Below are 24,996 nucleotides of genomic sequence, written 5' to 3' on the forward strand. Positions count from 1 at the left end.
GCACCCGGCGCCGCCAGCCGTGCCCGCGCCGGGCCGCCGCGGTGGGCCGGGTCAGCGAACCATGCTGTGCCGAAATGGATTTACGAACCGAACCTGGGCATGACTCACCCTGTACTGCCATCTGAATGTGCTCCTGAACCGCAAAGGGGGAACGACACCAAACGATGACCGGCGTCACGGACTCGGAGCACATTACCGGTGCGAACCGGTTAACTGGCGGGTATCTCGGTCAGCTGGCGTGTATTTCGGCTTTTCCGTCGCGAAAGACAATGGAGCCGTTCTGGAAATTCTGCTGCGCGCCACCGGAAATAGGACTTTCGTCGCTAATCGGAAATCCGAGCGCACCGGTCGGTCCCCCCGCGCCTTCATAAGCGCCACCGATCATTCCGCCCACCGGATGCGCCCCACCCGCCTGCGACCAGAACACCCGGCCGCCCTTGAAATCCTGGGACGCACCACCGGCGACCGCGAACTCCGGGGTCAGACACTCCCCCAGCCATGATTTCGCCAGTGCCACAGGCAGAATCGCGCCCGCCGAGGCGCACTGCGGCTTGGCCGCGTCCACCCCCAGCGCGGCGGCCGCCTGCGGCCAGGACTGGCGCATCTCGAAATCCCAGTACGGCCACGAATGCGTACCGGAGGGACGGTAATTCACCTGCACCGGAATGCTCAGCTTGTTCAGCTTGGCGACGAACTGCATCGACGACAGCCGGGACAGCACCTCGAGCGCCATCCCCGCCCAATTCGTGCTCACCCCGGGGATACCGGAGTGAATGTCGTTCGGCCCGGCCAATCCGCTGCCGCTGGAGACGTACAGGCTGACCCCCTTGAGGTGTTCGGCCAGCGCGTACGGATCATGCGTCCCCCATTCGGCATCGTTCAGCGGCCCCCACATGGCATCGGATTCGAAGCCGCCCGCATCGCGCATGGAGTACTGAATCGCCTGCGGCATACCGAGTGTGGTGGTGGTCAGCAGGCCGGAGAAGGAGGCGGCGTAGCGGGCGAAACTCGGATTGCGACCGGCCAGGGTCATGGCCGCGGTACCGCCCATGGACGGGCCCGCCAGGCCGCGCACATTCGTGGTGCGCCAATCCTTCTCCAGCAGCGGCGGCAATTCCTTGATGAGGAACGTTTCCCACCGGTAAGTCCTGCCGTTGTCCGGCTTGCGCCAGTCGGTGTAGAAGCTGGACTCGCCGCCGACCGGCAGCACCACGGTGACATTCTTGTCGGCGTAGAAAGCCTGCGCCCCGGTCTCCCCGGTCCAGCCGTTCTCCTGATCGGTGGCACGCAGCCCGTCGAGCAGAAACAGGGTGGGAAACTTGGTGTCCGGCTTACTGTTCCATTCGCGGGCCAGTAACAATTGCACCTGGATCCGCGTCCCCATCGCCGGTGAATCGATCCACAGGGCTACCCGTCTATCGCTCAGCCACACTACATTTCGAATAGTCGGTGCCGACACAACTTGCGCCGCACCGGGATCCGCTGTCGCAATCCCACCCCCGATCAAAACGGTCGTAGCCGCCGTAAGCGCCACGAGCCCGCCCCACCCGGGTCTGCGTCGTCTACCTCTTGCCACGGTTGCCACCCTAGTTCGCTTCCGCCACTGCGGCTTCCGAACCTGGGCATAGGCAAAGGACCGGCCACCCCATTCGGGATGGCCGGTCCTTTTCGTCCGAATCGCCGTCAGGCGGGAATCAGGAGTCCAGCGCGGCGAGAATGCCCGGGCGGGCCTTCCACAGCTCCGCTTCCCAGTTCTTCCAGTTGTGCACACCGATCGCGGGGTAGTCGTAGGTCACATTCTGACCGATACCCAGCTGATTCATCCGGCCCTGGAACAAACGGGTGGTGACCATCGAAATCGCTTCGATGCCCATGGCATTCGCGGTATTGAACACACCGGACGCCGCGTCCGCCCCGCTGGGCAGACCGCTGGAGGCCGAGATGTACATCGGCAGACCCTTGAGCTGCGGCGCGAAGACCGACGGGTCCATCCGCAGCCAGGCCGGGCTCCACGGCGCGGCCATCGAGTCCACATTGAAGCGACCGGCGTCGAGCATCATGACGCGAATGGCCTCACGCATACCCGGCGCGTTCCAGTTCAGCGGACCCGAGAAAGACGAGGCGTGCTTGAACATATCGCGGTGGTAGGCGGCCATGCGCAGCGCGGCCGGACCACTCATCGACAGACCCACGATGGCGTTCTGCGTACGCGAAACACCGTATCCGGCAAGGAAATCGGGGAGTTCCTTGGTGAGGAACGTCTCCCACTTGTAGGTGTACTTCTGACCATTGGTATTGCTCGCCGAGGTCCAGTCCGCATACCAGCTGGACTGACCACCCACCGGCATCACCAGGGTGACATCGTCGTTCTCGAATTGCTGCATGGCGTTCGTCTCGAACGACCAGGCGTTCTTGTCATCGCGGGCGCGCAGACCGTCGAGCAGGTACAGCGCTTTGCTGCCCCCGTTCTTGGCCCACTGCACCTGCACCTTGACCGGGCCCATAGTGGACGGGACCATCAACTCTTCGTAGCCGCCCGCGGGGGTGCGGTGCACCGGGCTGGCGATCGGAGCGGCCATGGCAATGGTCGGGGCCGCAACTGCCGCGGCGGTCGGGATGGCCAATGCCGCGGCGCTCGCAGCCAGAAGTCGTGTGCCCCACCCACGCTGAGCACCACGTCTGGACTGGACTCCACCGGGCATGGCGGACCTGCCGAAACGCATGGATACTGCTCCTTCTCTACTGCTGTAGTTCAGTTGTAATCGCGTCCGCGCACACGGCAATGCCGTTGCAGGCGTAGACGATCGGCACCCACCGCGAATCCCGACCTTCGAAGTGAGTGATGCGCTACCACGGTCTGGTCACATGCGCTCGCTGGAGGGTATTCGACCTTCCATACGGTTGGCAAGGTGATGCTAAATCCGGACCGTAATCGTGCGGTGACCTTATCGCGAATCATCAGTGATGTCGCGGCAACAGGAAAATCCCTACGCTCAGCCGATGTTCGCGCTGAGATCGGGCAACATCTTGTACACCTGATCCTCCCAGTACTTCCAGGAGTGCACACCGTTCGGGGTGTAGTCGAACACGACATTACTCGGACCGAGTGAGTCCATACGAGCTTGGAACGCACGGGTATTCGCCAGTGCGAGCGTCTCGAGTCCGGCCGCATTCGTCAGGTTGAACGCGTCCAGCGGCGAGTTCACCGTATCCCGCGCGGTCGGTTGTCCGTTACCGGAGGCTATCCACAGCCGGGTGTTGTCGGCCCGCAGCAGCGGTGCGAACACGAAAGGATCATTGCGCAGCCACAATTCGCTCCACGGCGGTCCCCACATGGAGTCGATGTTGAAGCCGCCCGCGTCCAGCAGCGCCAGCCGCAGCGCCTCCCGCATTCCGGGGGCGGAGATATTGAGATAACCGGAATATGATGCGGCATAACGGAACTGGTCCGGATGATACGCCGCCATCACCAGCGCCGCGCTCCCGCCCATGGACAATCCGAAGACACCGTTGCCGCGCGGATTGAAGCCCAGCCGATCGGCCAGCGCATTGCGCAGATCGCGGGTCAGAAATGTTTCCCACGCGTAGGCCGTGGTTTGCCCATTTGTATTGCTCGGGGCCATCCAGTCCGAGTAGAAGCTGGACTGGCCGCCGACCGGCATCACCACATTGATGTTCCACGCGGTCAGTACCCGCTCCACCTCTGTGTCGATCTCCCAGCCGGAGAGGTCATTTCGCGCGCGCAGACCATCCAGGGCGTAGACCACCCGCTGGGTATTGCCGTCCGCGGCGCGGAAGATTCGCGACTTGATCGGACCCATACTCGAGTCGACCCAGAAGTCGGATCCGGCCGGATCGAAAGACGCGGCGGCCGGCGCCGCACCCGGTCCCGTCGCGACCGCCCAGGGCATGGCCAGTGCCATTGCCAAGCCCGCGACCGAGCGGCGCAGTTTCGTCATCGATTCGCCTTTCACCGCGATCGTCATTGATCACACCGAATGGAGAAGCGTTCGCTTCTCTATAGGCCGATATTCGGAGCCGATCGACCCGAAAACACCGGGGAGACCAAATCGTGACGAAAGGCGGGAAATCGCCGGAAGCGAAAAGCTCCCCGCCCACAATGGGACGGGGAGCTCGTTCGACGCGGATTGCCCCGCGGTTACCCGATATTCGCCGACATGTCCGGAATCATGCGATATGCCTCTTCCTGCCAGTTGGTCCAGGCGTGCAGACCGGTCGGCGGGAAGGAATACACGACATTTCGTGCACCCAGCGTGTCCATCCGAACCTGGAAAGCGCGAGTGTTCGCCAGCGCCAGGGCTTCCAGCGGCGAACCGCGCACCAGTCGATCGGCGGCGGCCCCGAACGGAATATCCAGATCCTGCTGCATCGGCGTACCGCTGCCCGCCGCGATCCAGAGCCGAGTGTTGTTGGCGATCAGCGTCGGCGCGAAGACGAACGGATCCATCCGCAGCCACTGGTCACCCCACGGCGGAGCCATGGAGTCGACGTTGTAGCCGCCCGCGTCGATCATGGCGGCACGGATCAACTCCCGCATACTCGGCGCGGAGATATTCAGATAGCCCGAATACGAACCGGCATAGCTGAATTGATCCGGGTGGTAGGCGGCCAGCGTCAGCGCCGCCGAACCGCCCATGGACAGGCCGAATACGCCATTGCGATTCGGGTTGAACCCCAGCCGATCTCGCAGCGCCCAGCGCAGCTGATTGGTCAGGAAGGTCTCCCAGTCGTACCGGTAGCTCTTACCCGGCCCCGCACCCATCGCCTCGGTGGCACCGGAACCGGTATTGGCCGCGGAGGATCCCGCACCGGCCGGGACGCCGAAGAAGGAACTCGGCGAGTTCCAGTCGGCGTAGAAGCTGGACTCACCGCCCACCGGCATGACGACATTGATATTCCAGCCCGCCAGCACCTCGGCGACATTGGTGTCGTTCTCCCAGCCGTTCAGCAGCTCGGTGGCGCGCATACCGTCCAGCGCGTAGACCACGCGATCGGTATTGCCGTCCGCCGCGCGCAGAATGCGCGTCTTGATCGGACCCATCACCGGGGAGTCGACCCAGAAGTCGAAGGCCGCCGGATTGAACGCCGCCGACGCGGAGGGAGATCCGAGCACCGTGATGCCCAGTGGAACCAGCAGCGTCGCGGTGACGCCGAGAATCAATCGTTTAATACCCGAACCGCGCATCGACCTAGCCCTCTCGTTGGAGCAGAACCGAGCTTGTGGACTGATCATCTGCGATACGACGGCCGGAACGGCTCACCCAGTCGGCGTGTTACGCAAGAGAAGGCCCCCGCCCTGTTCGGACGGGGGCCTTTCCCATGCACGGTCTCGGCCCGCGTGGTCTCAGCCGATGTTGTTCGACAGGTCCGGGATCATCCGGTAGACCTCGGCGGCCCAGTTGTTCCAGTTGTGCACACCGGTGCCCGGGAAGTCATAGGTGACATTGCCCGCGCCGATGGCCATCATGCGCGCCTGGAAGGCACGGGTGTTGACCAGAGCGAGCGCCTCCAGCGGCATGCCCTGAATGACGGACATGACCGAGGTGACGTCACCCGCGCCCGGAATGGCGCTCGCGGCGGAGATCCACAGGCGGGTGTTGTTGTTCTTCAGCATCGGTGCGAATACGAACGGGTCCATCCGCAGCCAGGCCGGGCTCCACGGCAGCGCCATGGAGTCGACGTTGTAGCCGCCGGCGTCGACCATGGCCAGGCGCATGGCCTCGCGCATACCGGGGGCGGAGATGTTCAGGTAGCCCGAGAACGAACCGGCATAGCTGAACTGGTCCGGGTGGTAGGCCGCCAGCGTCAGCGCGGCCGAACCGCCCATGGACAGACCGAACACGCCGTTGCGGGTGGACCGGAAGCCGAGACGATCACGCAGCGCGTTGCGCAGGTCCTGGGTCAGGAAGGTCTCCCAGGTGTAGCGGTAGCTCTTGCCCGGGCCGCCGGACATGAGCTGGAGGCCGCCGGAGCCCGAGGACGAGCCCGAGGCCGAACCGGAGGAGGACAGCGAACCGGAGCCGGTGCCGCCGGGAACGCCGAAGAAGGTGCTGGGCGATGCCCAGTCCGCGTAGAAGCTGGACTGGCCCCCGACCGGCATGACGACATTGATGTTCGCGGCGGTCAGCGCGCGGGCGACATCGGTGTCGTTCTCCCAGCCGTTCAGGATTTCGGTGGCGCGCATACCGTCGAGCGCGTAGACGACGCGATCGGTATTACCGTCCGCCGCGCGGAAGACGCGGGTCTTGATCGGGCCCATACCGGTGGACGAGTCGACCCAGAAGTCGAAGGCGGAGGGGTCGAAGGCCGCATTGGCTGTTCCTGCCGCGCCTGCCGCCGACACCCCGAACGGCACCAGTAGCGCCAAGGCCACGCCAACCGCTGATCTCTTGATCCAACCGCCGCTCGTTCTCCGACGTCTCTCCTGCGCGCCTCGCATCATCAGGCCTTTCATATCGTTCGTCTCCACCGTGCAATCGCGGGACACGGCGGGCGTCTCGGGGAGCCTATCGTCCTATGGCTAACTGGGCGTTATCGGAATGAGACATATGTGACCCGGGCCACTAAAGCACTTTTTTATGGTCTGTACCAGCACATTGCTACAACGTGGGGCACAAATCCCCCGCTGTGCGCAGACTGCGGGGTTGCTGTGAATGTGACGCGGCAACCGGATCAGCCGATGTTCGCGGACATATCCGGTACGAGACGATTCATCTCACTCTCCCAGTTCTTCCAGTTGTGTACGCCGACCGGGGGGAAGTCGTACACCACGTTCTTTCCACCCAGGCTGTTGAAGCGAGCCTGAAAAGACTTGGTGCCCACCAGCGCGATGGCCTCGATGCCCATGCCCTGGATGGTCGAGGCATTGATGGCATCGGCCGAGGAGGGCAGGCCGCTGCCCGCGGAGATGAAGAGCCTGGTGTTGTTGGCCTTCAACTTCGGCGCGAAGGTGTACGGATCTATGTGCTGCCATTTGGCGTCCTTGGCCTTGGCCAGCGCGTCGATGTTGTAGCCGCCCGCGTCGAGCATGGCGACGCGCACCGCATCGCGCATACCGGACATGGACAGGTTCAGCGCGCCCGACAGTGAAGCGGCATAGGAGAATTGGGCCGGATAGTAGGCGGCCAGCACCAGCGCCGAACTGCCGCTCATGGACAGGCCGACCACGCCGTTGCGAGTCGAGCTGAAGCCCAGGCGATCTCGCAGTGCGGCGGGCAGGTCCTGGGACAGGAAGGTCTCCCACTTGTAGGCGGAGGTTTTGCCCGGCCCGCCCGCGAGGGCCTGTGCCGCACCGGATCCGGTACCGGACAGGGTGCCCGCGGGAATACCGAGGAAGGTGCTCGGCGAGGTCCAGTCGGCATAGAAGGAGGACATACCGCCCACCGGCATGACCACATTGATATTGGCCGTGGTCAGGGTCTGCGCGGCATTGGTCTCGATCTCCCAGCCGTTCAGATCGTCGCGGGCGCGCATACCGTCCAGCGCGTAGACCACCCGATTGGTATTTCCGTCGGCGGCCCGGAACACCCGAGACTTGATGGGCCCCATACTCGAATCGACCCAGAAGTCCATACCGGACGGATCGAACGCGGCGCGCGCGGTGGGCGCACCGCCCAGTCCCGCTACCGACACCCCGAGCGGTAGCAGAGCGGCCGCGGCCAGACCCAGAGCGGACCGCCTGGTCCATACCCGCCCTGCGGAATCTCCGGCCCCCGCCGGATTCTCCTGTGCCCCACTCACAGTCAAGCCTCGCATCGCGTGCGGCCTCCATCAGTATTGCGACAACCCTTGCGACACATACGAAGATGGTTCGCTGTGGGCGTACCCGTGGATGCTATCGCGGAAAGACCCCCCGGGTGTTACCAAACCGAGATGCGATATCGGTTTGACGTTTCGAAACGGACACAACGGCGGCGGCCCTGTGTTAAAAGGCCGCCGCCGTGGGAGATTCGTGAATTTTGCCCGGTACCACCGGGTTCGGTCCTACTTCGGATACGACGGGTACGGATCGACCAATCCGCACCGCTCGATCTCGTACTTCGGCACCCGATCGATCCGGTACTTCGAGAAGCCCAGCGCCTGCACCACATTGTGCCGCCACCGGTCGAAGGTCAGCGGCGACCGGGAGGAGGCCAGCAGATCCTGGGTGGCCGGGCAGGTCAGTGCGACGCGCGCCTGCGCCACCCACTTGTCGTCCATGAACCAGGGCAGCCACGGCTTCTGATCCACCATGCCCGCGTCCACCACCACCCAGTCCGGGTAGAGGTTCTTGTCATGTCCGATGCGACCGTCGCTGAGCCGTTCGGTATGCGCCGCAAGCGGATACGCCAGCCCCATCTGATCGATGACGCGCACATCCAGCGGTACGTTCATGCTGGTCATACCGAGATTCAGGAAGAACACGGTATGCCCGGCGCCGTCGGCCGGGATGGGCTGGGGCGGCGGTGCGATGTACCAGAACATGAAGGACGGCGAATTCAGCAGCAGGCCGCCGTCTGGGGTGTTGCGGATATCGCGGACCATGGCGCGCATGCGCGGATAGTCCAGATAGTCCTCGGCGCGGATCGGATGATCGTGACCGGTATTGAGAACGTAGTAGATGCGCTCGTCCACGATGCCGGTGGAGCTGATCTTGGTTCCGGTGGTGATGGCGGTGGTGTTCGCCGCGAACAGCGCCCAGCCCGCCGTGCCGAGGAAACCGGCCAGCACCACCGCGAAGGCCCAATCCGAGGCCCGCATACCGCGTTTGCGCACCCCGTCCGCGCCACCGAAGAGCGTCTGCGGCACCCGGATCGGCAGCACCGCCACCGGCAGGATGAGGCAGAACAGCTGCGGCAGCAGCATGCGGCCGTGCATGAAGTCACCGCCGACGCGGATCTCGTAGACGGTCAGCAGCAGACCACTGCCGACCATGAGCGCGACCACCGCGGCGGGCGTGCGCAGCCACACGCTGAAACGATGAATTCGACCGCGCCGGCTCTTGTCCCGCGCCGCGGCGGGCGCATCGCCCGCGTCCGCGTGGCGACCGGCCGCGCCGTCCCGCCGTCCCGACCACACCGCGAACGCGGCGGCCACGGCCAGCAACACCAGCGGAATCAGCAGCCAGTACGGGCCGACGAAATTCCACAGGTAGACCAGACCCTGCTTCCACTTCGCACCGCCCGCGTCCTTGGACACGGCCGTATTCGGGTAGGGCAGACCGTAATAGCCCATCCGCCAGATCTGGTACGCCACCGGCACCAGACCCGCCACCGCCACGATGATCGCGCGGAAGACGATCGGCCGCACCCCGGTCTCGGGCAGCGGCGCGCAGAAGATCATGAGCAGCGCCAGCGCGCCGACCAGGGTCATCTCGGGCCGGATGAGCGGCGCCAGCCCGGCGAAGAACACCAGGCCGAAAAAGCTGGTGAGCCGGACCCGTTCGGCCTGACTCCAGCGAATCAGCAACCACCACAGCACCGCCAGCCAGGCGATCACCAGGCTGGACTCCAGACCGGAGGTGGCGTAGTCGCGGGCCGGGGGCACCGCGATGTAGACCAGCGCGCCCGCCGGAACCAGGAAGGCGGTCCGGGTGCCGCCCCAGAGCCGGGCCGAGCCGAGCATGGCGAAGACGATCGCCAGCACCGACAGCGTGAGCGCGATGCCGAGCACCACGTACTCCAGGCGCAGATCGGTCAGCCAGCTGAAGAACCAGACCAGATAGGTCCAGGCGGTGCTGGTATTGGTTTCGACGCGTTCACCCGAATTGAAGACCGGGCCGTTGCCCGCCATCAGGTTTCGCACCGTGCGCAGCACGATCAGACCGTCGTCGGCGATCCAGCGCCGCTGCCAGCCACCGGCCGCGAACAGGGTCGCGGTCAGCACGATCCCACCGACGAAGACAGTGCGGGATAGTCGCGAGAAACGGCGTCCGGACGAATCCGCACGCCGATGGCCACGACCGAGCGGCAATTGTGCCGTCGGCGCGCCCCCCTCTCGCTCTTCTCCCTCTACCACGTCAGGTGAGATAGACAGCGACACCTACCGCTCCGATCCAGGCGATTGCGAGGAACTGGAGGACCCGGTCCCCCAGGGCGATCTCTTCGGGTTCACCGGCTTCACCGCCGTCGACGTCCACCGCATAGCGCAGGACCGCGATGACGAACGGGATCATGGAGATCGCGAACCAATCGGTGTCCTTGACCCGGCCCTGTTCGAACGCCCACAGCCCGTAGAAGACGACCACCGCGGTGGCCGAGACGGTCCAGACGAAACGCAGGTAGGTGGCGGTGTAGTACTGCAGCGACTTGCGGATTTTGGCGCCGGTGTCGAGCGCGATCTTCAACTCGGCATAGCGCTTTCCGGCCGCCATGAACAGCGAACCGAACGCCATGATGAGCAGGAACCACTGGGAGAGCTTGATATCGGCCGCCGCGCCGCCGGCCACCGCGCGCAGCAGGAAGCCGGAGGAGACGATGCAGATATCCAGAACGGCCTGGTGCTTGAGGCCGAAGCAGTAGGCGAGCTGGATGCCGATGTACACGGCCATCACGACCGCCAGATGCCAGGACGCGAGGAACGACCCCACGATGGCCGCCACCAGCAGCACGATCGAGAGCCCGTAGGCCAGGTTCACCGGCACCACACCGGCGGCGATGGGCCGATAGCGCTTGGTCGGGTGGGCCCGGTCGGCCTCCACGTCCAGCGCGTCGTTGACCAGGTAGATGCCCGAGGCCGCCATACAGAAGACCACGAACGCGATGGCGACGTGACCGAGTACGGACGCGTCGGTGAGCACCAGGTCACCGGCGGCGGTCTTACCCGCGGCCAGTGGCGCGGCCAGGACCAGCACGTTCTTGACCCACTGCCGCGGGCGCACGGCCTTGATCAGACCACCGGCCAGGGTCTTGGGCGGGCCCTTGACAACTGCCTCGTCCAGCTCGGTGCTGGTCGGCTCTTCGCTCATGTCAACAAGGGCTCTTTCTTCCTGCGCGGTCACTTCGCGAGTCTCTTTTCGGCGGCAAGCACAACAGCGGCTGATGCGGCGCCCAGCGCGGAACCGGCGAGCACGTCGGATGGGTAATGCACCCCGAGGACGACCCGGGACAGCAGCATCGGCGGGACGAGCACCGCGGGCAAGGGTAACCCGGTGAGCCTGCCGAGCAACACAGCCGCTGCCGTGGTGGATGTCGCGTGCGAGGACGGGAAGCTCAGCTTGCTCGGCGTCGACACGTTGACCTGCACCGATGGATCATTCGGGCGCGGGCGGCGAACAATCCGCTTGATCACGACCGAGGCGGCGTGCGCACCGAACGCGCCGACCGCGACCCCGGCCCACTGGCGGCGGCGCGGTTTGTCGGCGAGCGCGCCGACCGCCGCGATGCCGATCCAGCCCAGCGAATGCTCCCCGAAATGCGACATTCCGCGCGCGGCCCGCACGACCGCCGGACTGCGACCGATGGTGCCCTGCACCAGGTTCAGGATCTTGACCTCGGGCGGTGCGGCCGGGGCCGGAGCCTCCGGAACCACGTGCAGCCCGCGGTCCGGCTCGGCGGCCTGGCTCGCTGTCATTTGGTCTCATTCCCTGCGTCGTTGCCCGAGTGCACGCCGAAGACGTTCTCCCAGGCGGACTTACCGGTGAGATGCGAATGCGCCGCACGATACTGCTCGCGCACCTCGGGGAAGCGCTCGGCCAGTTCCCTGCGCAGCCGCAGCGCTTCCTTGAACAGCGCGGCGGCCTGGCGCGGATCGCGCTTGCGGTAGACCACGCCGCGGCCGTCGGCGGTGGTGACGGTGACGCCGTCCACCTGTGACAGCAGGAACCAGCGGGCATCGAGGGTCGGGACGTTCAACTGCGGCGTCTCGTGATGCGCCGGATTCGCCCTGCGGAAGTTGTGCAGCACGCCCTTGCCCAAGCGGACCACCTTGGCGAGCGGATTGCCGGGTTCGCCGACCGCGCCCACCTCGGCCCGGCTGGCCATCGGCAGTTCGGTCGAGGACGGTACGACCACCGCGTCCGGGAACTCCTTGCGCATGGCGTGCACCTTGCCGAGCGCGGTCGGCAGCAGGTCGAACAGCTTGTCCGGGCCCGCGAGGTAGTCGCGAATCGCCTCGTTCTGAATGGCGACCGTCGAATACTCCAGGCACAGCAGGTGTTTCAGCGTCGCCTTGATGGTATTGACCACCATCGGGCGGCCGTCGTTGGGCAGGTGCAGTGAGGCGACCACCAGGCGGTTGCGCAGGTGGAAGTACGCCTGCCAGTCGATGGCGTCGTCCTTGTCGCTCCAGGCCATATGCCATACCGCCGCACCCGGCAGGGTGACCGTCGGATAGCCGTGATCCCTTGCGCGCAAACCGTATTCGACGTCGTCCCACTTGAGGAACAGCGGCAGCGGCTGCCCGATCTCCTCGGCCACCCGACGCGGGATGACGCAGGTCCACCAGCCGTTGAAGTCCACATCGATGCGACGGTGCAGCAGTTTGGAGTTGTCGCGATCGCTGAGCGGATTCTTCGAGAAGTCGTGGTCGTACTCGACATTCGGGGCCGCGGTCCACATGAAGATGGAGCGGTCGACGATCTCGCCCATGACGTGCAGGTGCGAACGCTCCTGCAGGTTGAGCATCTGCCCGCCGGTCAGAATGGGCGATTTGGCGAAGCGCGAGAAGGCCAGCGCGCGCAGAATGCTGTCCGGCTCGATCTCGATGTCATCGTCCATATAGACGATGTACTCGGCATCGGTGGTCTTGAGCGCCTCGTACATGACGCGGCTGTAGCCGCCGGACCCGCCCAGATTGGGCTGGTTGTGGATGGCGAGCCGATCACCCAGGGGCAGAGCAGCTTCGGCGAAGCCGGGCTCGTCGACCACCTTGCGATTGCCCTGATCCGGGATGATGACGGCCTTGATCTTCTCCAGCACCAGCGGGTCGCTGCCAAGGGCGGCAATGGTTTTCACCGCATCGGTGGGCCGGTTGAAGGTGGGCATGCCGACCGCGATGCTGCCCTCGCCCGGCGCCTCGATCGGCGCGTACCAACCGCCGCTGCGCATTTCGACGTGGGTGTCGGTGGTGATGTCGAACCAGATCCAGCCGCCGTCCTCGAACGGACCCAGATCCACCTCGAATTCGACGAACGCGGCCGCGGCCGCACCGTCACCGGGCGTACTGAATTCGTCGCCGCGCACGTGGATGCGGGAGCCGTCCGCCTTTGAGCGGTAGACGTCCACCCGGCCGTGGCCGGACAGCTCCAGCTTCAGCACCACGGACTCCAGTACGCTCCAGCGCCGCCAATAGCCGGCCGGGACCGCGTTGAAGTAGGTGCAGAACGACACCTCGGATTCCGCGCCGATGGCCAGCGCGGTACGCGTGATGGCGTGTGCGCGACGGGCATTGGTGTCGGATTCCTCGAGGTACAGCTTGCGCACGTCGAGGGGCTCACCCGGCCGCGGCAGGATGATGCGTTGCAGCAGCGAAATGGCGCGGGTTTCGGTGGTCATCTCTTCCAGCGTCGCTTGTGCGGTCATTCGGCGGTGTCCACCAGAGGCGCACCGGACTCCAGGTGCGGGCGCAGCACATTGTCGAACATGCTGAGCGCGGCGCCGATGGCCATATGCATGTCCAGGTACTGGTAGGTGCCCAGGCGGCCACCGAAAAGCACCTTGGCCGAAGCGGTTTCGGCCTTGGCGCGCTCGCGGTAGGCGAGCACCTTGGCGCGGTCCTCGGGGGTGTTGATCGGGTAGTACGGTTCATCGCCGGTCTGGGCGAAGCGCGAGTATTCGCGCATGATGACCGTCTTGTCCGTGGGATAGTCGCGCTCGGGGTGGAAGTGGCGCGGCTCGATGATGCGGGTGTAGGACACGTCGCCATCGTTGTAGTTCATGACCGAGGTGCCCTGGAAGTCACCGGTTTCCAAGACCTCGGTCTCGAAATCGATGGTGCGCCAGCCGAGTTCGCCTTCGGCATAGTCGAAGTAGGCGTCCAGCGGTCCGGTGTAGACGACCGGGGCGTCCGGGTTCTGCGCGCGGATCTCGTCGCGGACGTCGAACCAGTCGGTGTCCACGCGTACCTCGATGAGATCGCTCTCGGCCATCTTGGTCAGCCAGGCGGTGTACCCGTCCTTGGGCAGACCCTCGTAGGCGTCGTTGAAGTACCGGTTGTCGAAGGTGTAGCGCACGGGCAGGCGGGTGATATTGCCGGCGGGCAGATTCTTGGGATCGGTCTGCCACTGCTTGGCGGTGTAGTCGCGAATGAACGCCTCGTAGAGGGGGCGGCCGATCAGGGAGATCGCCTTCTCCTCGAGATTGGCGGCGTCCTTGGTGTCGATCTCGGCGGCCTGCTCGGCAATCAGCGCGCGGGCTTCCTGCGGAGTGAAGTAGCGGCCGTAGAACTGGGAGATCAGGCCCAGTCCCATCGGGAATTGGTAGGCCTGGCCCTTGTGTAGCGCGAAGACGCGGTGCTGGTAGCCGGTGAACTCGGTGAACTGATTCACGTAATCCCACACCCGCTTGTTCGAGGTGTGGAAAAGGTGGGCACCGTACTTGTGGATTTCGATGCCGGTCTCAGGCTCCGCCTCCGAATATGCGTTACCACCCAGGTGGTAGCGGCGTTCGACCACCAGGACCCGCTTGCCCAGCAGGTTGGCGGTGCGTTCGGCGATGGTCAGCCCGAAGAAGCCGGAGCCGACGACGATGAGATCGAAGGGGGATGCGACGGTCACGGGAGCCCAGCGTAGTGGAAGAAGGTATTGGCGCGCGTGGGCTCCGGTATGCGGGGTTCGCGGGGTCGGAGGACACAACGGACATGACCGGTCGTCATCCCGTTGAGTGGGATGACCTGTCGAGGTATTTGCCGAGTATTCACCAAAGCGGTGACAGGCGATTCATGAGAGCTGTATTACATACGCACCGGACCGAACGTCCGTCCAGTTTGTAGCCGTGCGATCAGTACGCGGCCGCGCCCCCTCGCTCGACCGGAAGACCTGGATGACCATGCGGTTCCCCCGCCTCGCCCCCGTCGTGGGCGCACTCACCCTGTCCGCGTTACTGGGTACCGCCGCCCTGATTCCGAATGCCGCCCCCGCACGCGCCGACGGCGAGACCCTCGCCGCCATGCCGGTCGACGAGTCGGCCGGGCTCTGTGGCAACGGCGCGGCAAGCTTCGACGATATTGTCACCAATGCCGCCAGCGCCGTGCGCACCGCTGTTCCCGCAGGTCAACTGGTTGGCTTCGATCAGCAGTCCATGTGCGCCGCCTGAGTCAGGCGTAGGGGTAGGGCATATATCCGGGCTGGGCGGGCGGCGGGGTCTTCCCCGCCGCAATCCAGCGACCGGTGGGCGGCACCACGGCGAGCACGAGGATCAGGCCGCCGATCGCGAGCCCGAACAGATCGAATACGCCCGGATTCGTGACCATTCCGACCACGGTGGCGACCAGGCCGATCGCGGTGAAGACGATCAGCATCACCCGTCCGGCGGTCTTGCGCGCGAGTAGTAGGACCGCGCCGACGAACCACAGCACGCCCAGCACGATGACGAAGATCCCCAGCCCGATCGCGGTGGTGGAGGTGTCGTCGAGCGATGAGCTGTAGTAATGGTCGTCCGCGGAATTGGTGGACTTGACGGCGGTGCCGAAAATAATCATCAACACCCCGCCGAATCCGGCGAGCGCGCCGACGATGAGCGCGAGCACGGCCGCGGTGAGGGCGGTCGCCCCACTGACGGTGGGGGCGGGATAACCCCCGGGCGCGCCGGGATAACCCGGCTGTGGATATCCGAAACCCGGTTGGGGATAGCCCTGTTGGGGATACCCGGGCCGCCCCTGCCCCGGATACTCCGGCTGACCGTACGGATAACTCATGACGCCCTCCCCCGGTTGCGATTGGCGCGAACTCTACCGCGCGGCACCGACACCGGCGATGCCATATTCCGCGCCTGTGACCAGCACGGCGGCACCCCTTCCGGTGCTATGACCGAAAGGGGTTGCCGCCTATCCGAATCAGAGTCGCGCGGTGGCGTAGGCCGCCATGGCGTCGCGCACGAACTCGGTGGTGCCCGCACCGTGCCTGTCGTAATTCGCCGCGAATCGCGGGTCGGCCACATACATTTCGCCGAGATTGGTGAAGTATTCGGCGTTCGGGCGCCTACCCTGCCAGCCGATGGTCACCCAGTCGTAGTGGCGCTGGACGATGGCCTGCACCTGCGCGCTGTCGACCGCCAGTCCGGCGGCGTGCGCCCGCCCGTAATCGGCGGCGATATCCGTATGCGCCTGGACATGGGCTTTCTGCTCGGCGTCGGTCATGGACCGCCACCAGCGGTCACCGCTCTCCCAGGCATCCTTTCCCCATCGTTCGATGACCTCGTCCCGGTATTCGCTGTTGTCGAATCCGTCGAACACTTCGTCGGCCATGAGTGGCTCACCCGCTTCCGTTTTCCGCAATGTGGTGTGTACCGAGGCGATTTGGCGTTCGATCCGGTCCTGCTCCTGTTTCAGCAATTCCAGATGGGTGCGCAGGGCCGCGGCTGTGTCCTTTTCGCCCGCGAGCACCTCGGCAATGGCCGGCAGGCCGAGCCCGAGTTCGCGCAGCAGCAGGATCCGTTGCAGCCGGATGAGGGATTGCTGGCCGTAATAGCGATATCCGTTGGCCCCGATCCGAGTGGGCCTCAGCAATCCGAGGTCACCGTAGTGCCGCAGGGTGCGGCTGGTGGTCCCGGCGGCCTTGGCCAAATCGTGGATCGACCATTCGGTTCCCTTCACGTCCGCTCCCTCGTTCACCTCGATGAATTCAGCATGCAAGTTGACGTAGCGTCAAAGTCAAGGCTAGTTCAGGAACAGACTTGCTTCAGTGATCCGGGGCGTGACACGATCGCCCGGCGCGTTGGCGGAGACCGGTATTCATCGCGCCGCTCGATTCTTTTCCGGGGGATGAGGAACCAATGTTCGTAACGGGCCGCGCCCGCATGCTGTCCTGGGCGGCCATTGCCGTCACCGCGCTGAGCACCTCCGTGCTGTTCTCCGGGACGGCCGCCGCCGCGCCGCCGGTGACGCTCGGCGGGGGTTCGGGCATCTATGTCGAACAGCTCGACAATCCGAGCAGTACGGCAGACTGCACCCTCACCTCGATCGGTTACGATCGGGACGGCAAGCTGGTCGGGATCACCGCCGGACACTGCGGTGAGGTCGGTGCGCGGATCGCCGCCGAGTACACCCGCAGCGGCGGGATCGGCGTGATCTCCGAGAAGAGCGCCGGAAATGACTGGGCCGTCATCGTTTTCGATCCGTCCCGGGTGAATCCCACCAAGCGGGTCGCGCAGTCGGTGATCAACAGCGTCGGCGGCCCGCCGGTGGTCGGTGACATTCCGTGCAAGAACGGCCGCACCACCGGTTACACCTGCGGTCCGGTCTGGGAGGCCACGCCGAACTGGTTCCGCAGTCAGGTCTGCGCCAATCACGGCGACTCCGGCGCACCGGTCATCCTGGGTGATCGCCTGGTCGGAATGGTCGTCGCCGGAACCGATTTCGATGCCGGGCCGGTCTCGATCGAACTGCCGGGCTGCAAGGGCGCGGGCGATCTGATCCATCAGCCGGAGCTGTCCACCACCATCTCGATGGTGCTGGCCGATATCGATCGGCACGGCGCGGCGGGTGCGGGTTTCCGCCCCTTCTGATCCGCCCCCGATACGAAAAGGGCGCGGGCCCCGAATGATTCGGGACCCGCGCCCTGTCGTGGTTCAGTATCCGACGGTGAAACGCGTGCGGTGATGCTTGGGCCGTTCGGCCTCGTCCAGCAGGGCCACCGCGAGGTCCTCCATCGAAATCGCCGAATTGCCTTCGTCATCGGCGATGAGTTCATGTGCGCCGAGCCGGTAGTCGCCGGTGCGTTCGCCGGGCTCGAGCACGGCGGAGGGGCTGAGGTAGGCCCAGTCGACGGCGGTACCGGAGTTCTCGAAGACGGCGAGCTGATAGTTGCAGGCGGTCGCGATCGGCCGGAGTTCCTCCGGGAAACCGGGCTGATCGGTCAGGATCGCGCCGGTGCCGGGAACGATGAGACTGCCCGCACCGCCGACCACCAGGAGGCGAATTTCGGTGTCCGCCAGGGCTTCCAGCAGAGCGGCGGCGACCTTGGGCAGTTCGTGCTCATTGCCGGGGGCGGGGCGGGTCGCGCTGATCACCAGATCGCTGCCCGCCACGGCGTAGCGGATCTGCTCGGCGTCGGTGGCGTCGCCCGCCAGCACCATGACCTCTTCGGGCAGGCCGCGCACCGTACCGGGATCGCGGGAGACGGCCCGGACCTGATGTCCCCGGCTCAGGGCCTCGGTGACGACCCGGCTGCCGACTCCGCCGGTGGCTCCGAAAACGGTGATACGCATGGCTTCTGAACTCCTTCGATGAATGGGTTGGGGTGTCAGGCGGCGACGCGGGCGGCGTCCTTGGCCGCGGTCTCGGTCGCGGGCTTGGGTGCGGTGGCGGTCTGGCCGAGCAGGGTGCCGCCGAGGGCGACCGCCATACCCAGCACCTGCAGCGGTGCGAGCGACTGACCGAGCGCGATCCAGCCGATGACGGCGGCCGAGAGCGGGCTCAGCAGGCCGAGGAAGGCGACCGAGGTGGCATTGGCGCGGGCCAGGCCGCGGAACCAGATGGCATAGGCGAGTGCGGTGCCGATGAGTCCGAGGTACAGGTAGCCGACGATATTGCGGGTATCCAGGGCAGGCGGCATACCCTCGACGAAGAAGGCGATCGGGATCAGCATGAGGCCGCCGGCGGTGAGCTGCCAGCCGGTCATGGCGAGCGGCTTGACGCCTTCGGGGCGCCCCCAGCGCTTGGTCATGACGGTGCCCGCGGCCATCGATGCCGCGCCGCCGAGTCCGGCGATGATGCCGAGGGTGTCGAGGGCGGCGGTGGCGCGCAGGACGACCAACCCGACACCGGCCATACCGACTACTGCCGCAACGACTTTCCGGGTGGTGAGGCGCTCGTTGAGGGCCACGGCGGCGAAGCCGAGGGCGATCAGCGGTGCGCCCGCGCCGAGGACCGCGGCGACGCCGCCGGGCAGCCGGTAGGCGGCCAGGAACAGCAGCGGCATGAACGCGCCGATGTTCAGTACGCCGAGAACGCCTGCCTTCCATACCCATTCGCCGTGGGGGAGCTTGCGGGTGAGGGCGAGCAGCAGCAGTCCGGCGGGCAGGGCGCGCATGAGCGCGGTGAACATCGGGCGGTCCGGCGGCAGGAATTCGGTGGTGATCGCGTAGGTGGATCCCCACACCAGCGGTGCGAGCCCGGTGAGCGCGAGGGTCCCGGCGTAACCGGTGACGCTGGTGCGGGTCGTGATGGTCATTGTCAGCTCCTCATTGATAATCTCAACGTTGAAATAAAACCATCGAGATACGTCAGCGTCAAGTATCTTAACGCTGAGATTATTTCCGTTGAGAGGATCCAGGTGTCCGACGCCGTCGACCAGATCACCGCAGCGTGGCGCGAAGTGCGCCCTGACGTGGACGTTTCCCCCATGGAGATCGTCGCCCGAATCACCCGACTCTGTCAGTTGCTGGAGCGCGACCTGGCCGAGTTCTTCCGCGGCTACGGCCTCGAGTTCTGGGAGTTCGACGTCCTGGCCACCCTCCGCCGCTCCGGCGGTGACACCGGCCTCACCGCCGGTGCCCTCAACAAAGCGGCCATGCGCACCTCCGGCGCCATCACCAACCGCATAGACCGCCTGACCGCCAAGGGCTTGGTCACCCGAGTCCCCGACCCCGTGGACCGCCGAGCCATCCGAGTAGCCCTCACCCCCGAGGGCCTGGACCTCGTCGACACCCTCCTCCCCCTCCACATGGCCAACGAACAACGCCTCCTATCGGCCCTTTCCCCCACCGACCGCGCCCACCTCCGCACCCTCCTGAGCACCCTGTCGGTATCCCTCGGCGACACCTCCCTGACCTGAAATACCGGAGGGGCGGCGCTATCACAAAGGCGCTGTGGCACAACGGATCCGGCTGTCGCTTCAGACGAACCAGCAACTCATACGGCTGCCTGGCGATCGAGATCGGCGGCCTGCGGGTGACCCTGCACGAGGTCGGACCGGCTGAAAGCTATTGCGACAGTTGCATTCTCGTGGAGAGCGGACATCAGCGAGTTGCCCTCATCGGCGACCTCGCGTTCTGCGGCGTGCACTCCTATACGACCGATGGGCATTCCACCGAATGGCTGGCGGCCCCGGAGCATTTGAGCGCCGAACCGGGCGGGCCGACGCTGTACCCCGGGCACGGACCCGCCGGTGATATCGAGATCTTCGCCGAGCAGCGGAAGTACCTGGTCGCGTACCGCGAAGCCGTGGAGCGATTGCGCGAGGGAGCGGATACTGTCACCGACGCACAGAAGGACGAACTGTCCAGCCGCATGGCGGAATTCACGCCGGATGCGTGTCTCGGCCGGTTGGTACCGCTGGGGGCCGATCCGGTCGCCGGTGAACTGGCCGCAGGGCAGTAGCGGTCAGAAGCGCGCGTCGGACAGCATTTCGAGCGCCTTGATGAGCGGTGGGGTGACCGCTTCGGTGAGATCCCGTGGTGCGGGGGCAGTCGAACCCCCGGGGGTGGCGGGACCGGCCAGGGTCGGATCCGGATAGGTCTGATCGGTGGTCGACGGATCCCGGTAGGTCGGGCCGGTCGCCGAGGGGTCGGTGTAGGTCGGCACGGTTGGGTCGATGAGGGTTGGGGCCGACTGGAATTCGCTGAGGGCCGGGCCTACTTCGAGGTTGTCGATGCTGGGGGTTCCGGCGTCGGGGGCGGCGGAGTATTCGGCGCGCAGAATGTGGTTGTCGTACACCAGGACCTGACCGGCGGTGGAATTCACGGCGGCGGTGGTGCGGGCGTCCTCGCGGTCGGTGCCGGGATACGCCTGGCAGTCGGTGGTGTCGCAGGTCTGGGCGTAGGGGTAGCGCCGTTCGGCCAGGACGTAGGAGCGGGCCGCGATCGCTTGTGCGCGAAGGGCTTCCGTGCCACCTTCATCGGCCCATTTGGGGACCATTTCGGCGGGGACGACACCCTTGAGGTAGTCCTCGATGTCGACCTCGTTCACGACCCGGGACTCATTGCCGTCCAATGCCACGCCCAGGACGCCGCGATAGTTGGAACCCTCGCAGAGTTCGAGCTGTTCGGTGAGCGGACGATTCGCGCCGTTCTCCAGCGGATACGCGTACGGGTCGTCGGTCGAACCCTTCCAGAGCACCGCGCCGTCGCACCCGCTGGTGATGGTGACATCCGCGCCCGTGGCGGTTGGGGTGAGGTGCGCGGCCTGACCCGGAACCACGCGCCGGCCCGCGACATAGAGCCCCGTCTCGGATTCCACATCCAGGGTTTTGCCGTCCAAGCCCATCAGCCGGACGCGAATCGGGGTGGCGGCGACGGTATCGAGGGACGCGCCCGGATAGTAGTGGGCCAGGATGGTCTCGGCGGTATTGCCGCCGACCGCGCGGTCGAACGCGCCGCTCTGGCTGAGGCCGCGGCCGTGGCCGGGGCTGCTGACGAAGTCGTATTCGGTGTCCGGCCAGGCCCAGAGCACCCCGGCGGTGGTGCCGCCGACGGTGCCCGCGGCCAGCGATATGGCTAGTAGGCGTAGCCGTCTCCGGCGTTGGCGTAAGTACCCGTTCGGCATGTCATACCCATTCTGTTCATAGCCGAAGCTACATTCGAGTTACCGAAAGCTAATCCTCAACCACACGTTCATGGATTGTGACAGTTGGGACTAGTGTGATCGTTGGTTCGTCGAGACGCAACCTCGGCATCCCGGCGATCCGCAACGGTTTTACGTCGAATGGGAGCTGCTCGTGCCGTACCGCAGAACGAAACACTCGTATGTTCTCCCGGTTGTCACCGTCCTGGCGATCACTGCGCCCCTCGGCATCCTGGCGCTGAGTGATTCCCCGGGCATCCGGCCCACCGACGAAAGCAAATTGGCAGCAATACCAGCGGAGATGGCCGAGGTGGCACTGGCCACCGCCCCCGATCTGGTGCTGCCGCTGCACGAACTCACCGGGCTGAATCTGCCCGATCTGCACCTGTCGGATCTGCGCATGCTGCCGCTGCCCGCCTCGATCAAGATCCCGCCGGGATTGGCACCGGGGCTGGGGTTGCCCAGCGAGATTCCGCTACCACGACTAGGTAGGCCCGGCGGCTCGCCGGGCTTCATCGCCGCGCCGGGGCCCGAAACGCCCGGGGCTGGAACTCCTTCCGCCGCAACGCAATACGAGAACCTTCCGAAGATCGTCGGCGATCCCACCACCCCGGCCCTGACCCCCAACGCCGTACCGGGCGAGCTGGTCGACAAGGTCGGAGCGCAGGTCAAGGAGCTCAGCCGAGACACCCCCTTCAGCATGGTCGGGCTCACCGCGCCGGAGCTGATCGGCACCACCGCACTCATTCGCGCCAAGCGCGCCGACGGCGGATGGGGGCCCTGGTATCCCACCGAAGCGGTCGACACGCCGAGCAAGAAAGCCGGGCGCAGCGGCACCGAACCGATCTACGTCGGCATGACCAAAGCCGTGCAGATCCTGGTGACGCGCAAGAACGCCACGCAGCCGGTGAACGCGCCCGCGGACGCCCAGGCCGTGCCGCCCGCACCCGGGAATCCCGCACAGGAATCGATCGCACCCGCGAACTCCGATGCGCCCGCGCCGGTCCCGCCCGCGAATCCCGATGCCGCCGCGCCGCTCCCGCCCGCGAATCCCAATGCCGCCGCGCCGCTCGCGCCCGCGAATCCGGAGGCGCGGGCCGTTCCCGGCCGACCCGAAGCCGCCCCGTTCACCGATCACTCCGGTGACCCGGCGCAGATCAACCTGGAGAAACTCGCCGCGATCCTCATCGATCCGGGCCGCGGCGCGCTCGATGAGAACCTCAATCGCGTCGCCGCACCGCTCCCGGGCGGTGGCCCCAAGGTGATCAGCCGCGCGCAATGGGGCGCGGACGAATCCCTGCGCTGCGAGGAACCCACCTACGACGACGGCGTCAATGCCATTACCGTGCACCACACCGCGGGCCGCAATGACTACACCCCGGCCGAATCCGCGGGCATCGTGCGCTCCATCTACGCGTATCACGCGAAGACCCTGGGCTGGTGCGATATCGGCTACAACGCACTGGTCGACAAGTACGGGCAGATCTTCGAGGGCCGCTTCGGCGGTCTGGACCGCCCCGTCGAGGGCGCGCACGCGGGCGGATTCAATATCAATACCGCCGGTGTCGCCTTCATGGGCAATCACGAGGAGGAGGCCCCGACCGAGGAGGCCATCCAGGCGATGGGCGACTTCATCGGCTGGCGTTCCAAGGTTGCGGGCATCGATCCCGAGGGCAAGACCACCATGTACTCCGAGGGCAGCGATTACACGCGCTATCCCCTGGGACAGGCCGTGAAACTGCCGAATATCTTCGCGCACAGGGATGTCGGCAACACCAGCTGCCCCGGCGATCTGGCGTACGACCTGATGGATCGCATTCGTTCCCTCGCCGAAAACGTTGCGGGCAAACCGCTTACGCCGAGCACCGTGCAACCGCAGAAGCCGACGCAGACCCGCCCGCAGCGCAATGCGAACAATCAGAAGCCGCCGGGCAATCCGAGCAGCGAGGCGGATCTGGCGACACTCGCCGACCTGACCACCAAACTGCTCGGCATGCTCGACACCAGCCCGGTTGCCAAGTATTACGAGGCATCCGGCGGCCCGAACGGTCCGATGGGACAGGCGACTTCGGAGCCGCGGCCGACCGGGAACGGTGGGCAGTACGCGCAGTTCGTGAACGGGTATCTGTACTCCGCGCCCGACGGACAGGTGTTCCCGGTGGTCGGGAAGATCCTGGAACGCTTCCTGCAATTGGAAGCGAGTAGCGGCATGCTCGGACTGCCGACCAGCGGGGAGTACCCGGTGCAGGACGGGGTGCGGGCCGACTTCCAGAACGGGTCACTGATCTTCAGTCAGCTGACCGGGATCGTGACGACGGTGCTCAAGAACCTCGGCGGCGCGCGGAATCAGGGGCCCGCGCCGATTCCGGCCGTGCTCGGCGATGCCCAGCAGGCCCAGCCGATTCCGGCTGCCGTGCCGGAACCCACTGCGGGGCAGTAGATTTGATGCTTCGGCCGGGCGGGGCCGGCTACATCCACCAGCGTTCGAGAACCTGGGCCACACCGTCTTCGTGATTGGCGGCGGCGACCTCGTCGGCGGCGGCGATGGCCTCGGGATGGGCGTTGGCCATCGCCACGCCGTGCCCCGCCATCCTGAGCATGGGAACGTCATTGGGCATATCGCCGAAGGCGATCAGGGCCGAATGCTGCACGCCCAGACGCTGCGCCACACTGGCCAGCCCGGTCGCTTTGGTCACCCCGGGCGCGGACAGCTCGATCAGCCCGTTGTCCGTCGAATAGGTGAGATCGGCGCGACCCGTGAGATGCGGCTCCAGAATCGTGCGCATTTCCCCGCTGGTCGCCCGCGGCAACCGGATCAGCATCTTGATGGCCGGAGCCGCGATCACCTCCGCCCGCGACACCTCGGTGTCATCCGGATTCAGCCACGCGTGCTCATACTCCGGTGAACTCACGAATTGCGGAGTCGCCGCGTCATGCGCGGTCGCCCCCACCCGCTCGGCCGCGAGTCCACACCCGGGCAGCAGGGTTTCGGCCAGATCAGCGGCCCACGCCAGCGTCTCCACATCGAGGGTGCGGGTGGACAGAATCCGATCCGAGGCGCTGTCGTAGATCACCGCGCCATTGCCGCACACGCACAGCGGCGCGTAACCGAGGCCGTCGACGACCGGATCGATCCAGCGCGGGGGCCGGCCGGTGGCGAGCACGAACGGCACGCCGTCCGCGATCAGGGCGTCGATCGCGGCTTTCGTGCGCGGAGTCACCTGCTCACCATTGTCGATGAGGGTTCCGTCGACATCGGTCGCGACCATCTTGGGTTTCGGCAGGTGGAAGAGAGTCACCTAGTCCATCCTGCCTGAAATCCGAGCCCGAAATGCGAAC

Annotated in this window: 21 protein-coding genes and 1 pseudogene; 5 read left to right on the forward strand and 17 right to left on the reverse strand. The window is 65.9% G+C overall.

What is annotated here, in order from left to right:
• Positions 1 to 268 precede the first annotated feature (268 nt).
• The 11 genes and pseudogenes from NA10_RS31605 to glf all read right to left on the reverse strand — a co-directional run.
• Positions 269 to 1,585 (reverse strand): annotated as a pseudogene (locus tag NA10_RS31605) (alpha/beta hydrolase-fold protein); the annotation flags it as partial.
• Between the two features lie 109 nt (positions 1,586 to 1,694).
• Complete coding sequence (locus NA10_RS31610) at positions 1,695 to 2,723, reverse strand: alpha/beta hydrolase (RefSeq protein WP_084515567.1); 1,029 nt, start codon at positions 2,721 to 2,723, stop codon at positions 1,695 to 1,697.
• Positions 2,724 to 2,993: 270 nt separating this feature from the next.
• Positions 2,994 to 3,959, reverse strand: coding sequence for an alpha/beta hydrolase (locus NA10_RS31615; protein ID WP_245678093.1), 966 nt, complete (start codon positions 3,957 to 3,959; stop codon positions 2,994 to 2,996).
• Positions 3,960 to 4,159: 200 nt separating this feature from the next.
• Entirely contained in the window at positions 4,160 to 5,206 is a 1,047-nt protein-coding gene (locus tag NA10_RS31620) for an alpha/beta hydrolase (protein WP_067574372.1), read from the reverse strand.
• 159 nt (positions 5,207 to 5,365) lie between these two features.
• A complete protein-coding gene (locus NA10_RS31625; protein WP_084515579.1) occupies positions 5,366 to 6,463 on the reverse strand; it encodes an alpha/beta hydrolase in 1,098 nt (365 codons plus the stop codon).
• Between the two features lie 230 nt (positions 6,464 to 6,693).
• The gene (locus NA10_RS31630; protein ID WP_084515570.1) at positions 6,694 to 7,776 is read right to left on the reverse strand and encodes an alpha/beta hydrolase; all 1,083 of its coding nucleotides are present in this window, start codon (positions 7,774 to 7,776) and stop codon (positions 6,694 to 6,696) included.
• Between the two features lie 228 nt (positions 7,777 to 8,004).
• A complete protein-coding gene (locus NA10_RS31635) occupies positions 8,005 to 9,972 on the reverse strand; it encodes an arabinofuranosyltransferase AftB family protein (protein WP_067574373.1) in 1,968 nt (655 codons plus the stop codon).
• Between the two features lie 46 nt (positions 9,973 to 10,018).
• A complete protein-coding gene (locus NA10_RS31640; protein WP_067574374.1) occupies positions 10,019 to 10,966 on the reverse strand; it encodes a decaprenyl-phosphate phosphoribosyltransferase in 948 nt (315 codons plus the stop codon).
• A gap of 29 nt (positions 10,967 to 10,995) precedes the next feature.
• A complete protein-coding gene (locus NA10_RS31645) occupies positions 10,996 to 11,571 on the reverse strand; it encodes a phosphatase PAP2 family protein (RefSeq protein ID WP_084515573.1) in 576 nt (191 codons plus the stop codon).
• A complete protein-coding gene (locus tag NA10_RS31650) occupies positions 11,568 to 13,520 on the reverse strand; it encodes a glycosyltransferase (RefSeq protein ID WP_067574375.1) in 1,953 nt (650 codons plus the stop codon). The genes NA10_RS31645 and NA10_RS31650 overlap by 4 nt, the downstream gene beginning before the upstream one ends.
• Complete coding sequence (glf, locus tag NA10_RS31655) at positions 13,517 to 14,713, reverse strand: UDP-galactopyranose mutase (RefSeq protein WP_067574376.1); 1,197 nt, start codon at positions 14,711 to 14,713, stop codon at positions 13,517 to 13,519. Before glf ends, NA10_RS31650 begins: the two co-directional genes overlap by 4 nt.
• Before the next feature lie 217 nt (positions 14,714 to 14,930).
• On the opposite strand from glf, the gene NA10_RS31660 reads away from it, so the two are divergent.
• Positions 14,931 to 15,251, forward strand: coding sequence for a hypothetical protein (locus NA10_RS31660; RefSeq protein ID WP_157556868.1), 321 nt, complete (start codon positions 14,931 to 14,933; stop codon positions 15,249 to 15,251).
• Between the two features lies 1 nt (position 15,252).
• On the opposite strand, the gene NA10_RS31665 is transcribed toward NA10_RS31660, so the two are convergent.
• Both NA10_RS31665 and NA10_RS31670 read right to left on the reverse strand, forming a co-directional pair.
• On the reverse strand, positions 15,253 to 15,852 hold the full coding sequence (locus NA10_RS31665; RefSeq protein ID WP_067574378.1) for a DUF4064 domain-containing protein: 600 nt from the start codon (positions 15,850 to 15,852) through the stop codon (positions 15,253 to 15,255).
• Between the two features lie 138 nt (positions 15,853 to 15,990).
• The gene (locus NA10_RS31670; RefSeq protein WP_067574396.1) at positions 15,991 to 16,749 is read right to left on the reverse strand and encodes a MerR family transcriptional regulator; all 759 of its coding nucleotides are present in this window, start codon (positions 16,747 to 16,749) and stop codon (positions 15,991 to 15,993) included.
• 179 nt (positions 16,750 to 16,928) lie between these two features.
• Between NA10_RS31670 and NA10_RS31675 the strand changes: the two genes are divergently transcribed.
• A complete protein-coding gene (locus tag NA10_RS31675) occupies positions 16,929 to 17,660 on the forward strand; it encodes a S1 family peptidase (protein WP_245678097.1) in 732 nt (243 codons plus the stop codon).
• Positions 17,661 to 17,723: 63 nt separating this feature from the next.
• Here NA10_RS31675 and NA10_RS31680 read toward each other — a convergent pair whose 3' ends face one another.
• Together NA10_RS31680 and NA10_RS31685 are read right to left on the reverse strand one after the other, a co-directional pair.
• Entirely contained in the window at positions 17,724 to 18,362 is a 639-nt protein-coding gene (locus NA10_RS31680) for an NAD(P)-dependent oxidoreductase (RefSeq protein ID WP_067574379.1), read from the reverse strand.
• A 35-nt stretch (positions 18,363 to 18,397) separates the two neighbouring features.
• Positions 18,398 to 19,327 carry an EamA family transporter gene (locus NA10_RS31685; RefSeq protein ID WP_067574380.1) on the reverse strand — a complete coding sequence of 310 codons (930 nt, stop codon included), beginning with the start codon at positions 19,325 to 19,327 and terminating at the stop codon, positions 18,398 to 18,400.
• Positions 19,328 to 19,429: 102 nt separating this feature from the next.
• Here NA10_RS31685 and NA10_RS31690 point away from each other — a divergent pair, with 102 nt between their 5' ends.
• Positions 19,430 to 19,930 (forward strand): MarR family winged helix-turn-helix transcriptional regulator, encoded by a 501-nt coding sequence (locus NA10_RS31690; protein WP_067574381.1) that lies wholly within the window; start codon positions 19,430 to 19,432, stop codon positions 19,928 to 19,930.
• Between the two features lie 116 nt (positions 19,931 to 20,046).
• The gene (locus tag NA10_RS31695) at positions 20,047 to 20,475 is read left to right on the forward strand and encodes an MBL fold metallo-hydrolase (protein WP_067574382.1); all 429 of its coding nucleotides are present in this window, start codon (positions 20,047 to 20,049) and stop codon (positions 20,473 to 20,475) included.
• A gap of 3 nt (positions 20,476 to 20,478) precedes the next feature.
• On the opposite strand, the gene NA10_RS31700 is transcribed toward NA10_RS31695, so the two are convergent.
• On the reverse strand, positions 20,479 to 21,639 hold the full coding sequence (locus tag NA10_RS31700) for a SpoIID/LytB domain-containing protein (RefSeq protein ID WP_084515575.1): 1,161 nt from the start codon (positions 21,637 to 21,639) through the stop codon (positions 20,479 to 20,481).
• 172 nt (positions 21,640 to 21,811) lie between these two features.
• On the opposite strand from NA10_RS31700, the gene NA10_RS31705 reads away from it, so the two are divergent.
• Positions 21,812 to 24,097: an N-acetylmuramoyl-L-alanine amidase gene (locus tag NA10_RS31705; RefSeq protein ID WP_067574384.1), complete on the forward strand. Its 2,286-nt coding sequence runs from the start codon at positions 21,812 to 21,814 to the stop codon at positions 24,095 to 24,097.
• Between the two features lie 28 nt (positions 24,098 to 24,125).
• Here the strand turns inward: NA10_RS31705 and NA10_RS31710 are convergent, their stop codons facing one another.
• A complete protein-coding gene (locus tag NA10_RS31710; RefSeq protein WP_067574398.1) occupies positions 24,126 to 24,926 on the reverse strand; it encodes a Cof-type HAD-IIB family hydrolase in 801 nt (266 codons plus the stop codon).
• Between the last annotated feature and the right edge of the window lie 70 nt (positions 24,927 to 24,996).

This window comes from Nocardia acidivorans NBRC 108247, from assembly GCF_001625085.1.
Taxonomy (GTDB): Bacteria; Actinomycetota; Actinomycetes; order Mycobacteriales; family Mycobacteriaceae; genus Nocardia; species Nocardia acidivorans.